The 2133-nt window shown below is 70.7% G+C and carries 1 protein-coding gene and 2 pseudogenes; 1 reads left to right on the top strand and 2 read right to left on the bottom strand.

Features of this window, described 5'->3' with window-relative positions; genetic code table 11:
• A pseudogene (locus tag L995_RS22195) lies at positions 1–232 on the bottom strand (histidine kinase); the annotation flags it as partial.
• A gap of 19 nt (positions 233–251) precedes the next feature.
• Complete coding sequence (locus L995_RS22190) at positions 252–989, bottom strand: response regulator (protein ID WP_047473740.1); 738 nt, start codon at positions 987–989, stop codon at positions 252–254.
• Positions 990–1207: 218 nt separating this feature from the next.
• On the opposite strand from L995_RS22190, the pseudogene L995_RS22185 reads away from it, so the two are divergent.
• Positions 1208–2133: pseudogene (locus L995_RS22185) on the top strand (Ig-like domain repeat protein); the annotation flags it as partial.

Raw genomic sequence — 2133 nt, 5'->3', positions numbered from 1 at the left:
CCACATCGCTCCACGGCGTCGATGCATCCAGCACCGCGTCGTCGGCCGACGCAAGCGCCGCAGGCGGCGCCCAGTGCGGGCTGTCCGACCGCCACAGCTGCGCCTGGCGCAGTTGCACCGCTTCGCCTGCGGCGGGGCCACGCAGCCCGAACGCCCCCGCCAGCAGCATCGCCAGCGCCACCAGTCCCGCCGAAACCAGCAAGACCCTCCCCCGCAGCAGCGGCTGCGTCATCTGCCCACCGTGGCGGCGCTCATTGCCGCCCCTCGGCCAGCCAGCCGCGCTGCAAGGCCACATGCATCATCTGGGTGCGGCTGGACACCTGCAGCTTGCCGTAGATGCGCCGCACGAAGGTGCGCACCGTGTGGCGCGACACGCCCAGCTGGCGTGCCACCTCGTCCAGCGTATGGCCGCGCGCCACCAGGCGCAGCACTTCCAGCTCGCGCGCAGACAGCGCCTGCGCGGCGGCCTGCGGCTCCACAGGCCGTTCCAGCCCTGCCACCGCCCCGGCCCGCTGCTGGCGCAGCAGCAGCTTGCGCGCCACCATGGGATTGATGGGGCTGCCGCCCGCGTGCAGGCTGCGCACTTCCTCCAGCACCGCGTCGGCGGCCAGGTCCTTGAGCAGATAGCCCATGGCGCCGGCCTCGATGGCGGCCAGCACATGCTGCTCGTCGCCAAAGATGGTGCTGACCATCACCGCCGCCCCGGCATGGCGGGCACGCACGGCAGCAATCACCTCCAGGCCGCTGCCGTCGGGCAGGCCCAGGTCCACCAGCATCACGTCCATGGCACCGGCCCCATCGGCGCGGCCGAGCTGGTGCAGGGCCTCCGCGCGGCTGGCTGCCGCCCAGCACAGGACCATGTCCTTCGCAGCATTGATCACGCCCACCAGAGCGTGGCGACAGGCGGCGTCGTCCTCCACCACGGCCACGCGGATGGGTGTGGCGCCACCCGTCGCGGCGGCAGAGGAAGGGTCTGTGTGCGTGTCCATGGAGGTGGAGTGCGTGGCGAGGGCCGCATGTTCACATGGAACAAGACCGCTGTCATGTCGCCCGGATAGGCGACATGGGCGACATGAGCGGCATGGCGACCCCGTCCCTCTCATCGGCCATGTAGCCCGAACGGGGGACATACAGAAAGCCGGACACCCCATAGATTTGCCCTCTTCAGCACATCACCGAGATGCTGTGCCTACCGAGGGGGTCCGCCATGTCCATCATCCACCCGTCTGCTGCAGCCGACGTACCACCCATACCCACGCCAAGCCCCTGGGTCCGGACATTGCCGGGCCTGACGGTCGGGTTGGCACTGGCCCTTGCCGGCGCCGCGGCCCAGGCCGCCACACTCACCGTCACCACCGCCGGCGAGATTGCAGACACCGAGCCGCTGTCTCGTGCGCAATGCTCGCCTGCCGCAGGCGACCGCAACTGCGACACCCTGCGCGACGCCATCAACCATGCCGCCGATGGCGACACCATCGTCTTCGGCGCGGCCCTGGATGGACAAACCATCTCGCTGACCCGCTTTACCAACTGCCTGGACACCGGGCAGGCCGCCGGCGCCACCTGCCTGCCGCTGGCCAGCTGGCCCGGCTACGTCTCGCAGTTCGGCCCCAGCGCCTTCTTCATCAGCGGCAAGCACATCACCATCGATGCCACCGCCAATGGCCTGACGCCCCAGGGCGTGAGCGTGCAGCGCCTCGGTACCGCACCCGGTTTCCGGCTGTTCGACATCGATGCGCAGGGTGGCCTGGTCCTGCGCGGCCTGACCCTGGCCGGGGGGCAGGCCACAGGCGGCTCCAGCCGCTTTGGCGGCGGCGCGCTGGGTGCGGGCGGTGCCATCTTCAATCGGGGCCAGCTCACCATCGAACGCAGCACGCTCACGCGCAATCACGCACAAGGGGGGCAAGGAGGCAGGCTTTCCTTGAACTCCTTTGCAGGTGCCGGCGTGGGCGAGGATGGGACTTTGTCCCCGGGGGGAGGGCCGAACGCTGGCGGCCCGAACGATGGCGGCCTGGGCGGTGGCAGTGGCAGCGCCAGCGGCAAGAACGGCGGCTTCGGTGGTGGCGGCGGCGGCTCCGGCGGTGGCGGATTTGGCGGTGGTGGTGGCCGTCGTGGCAGCGGTGGCGGCTTCGG

Source organism: Delftia sp. ZNC0008 (assembly GCF_000799035.1).
Classification (GTDB): Bacteria; Pseudomonadota; Gammaproteobacteria; order Burkholderiales; family Burkholderiaceae_C; genus Comamonas; species Comamonas tsuruhatensis.
The sequence above is the reverse complement of the archived record's forward strand: the minus strand, read 5'-3'. Positions and strand labels throughout refer to the sequence as shown.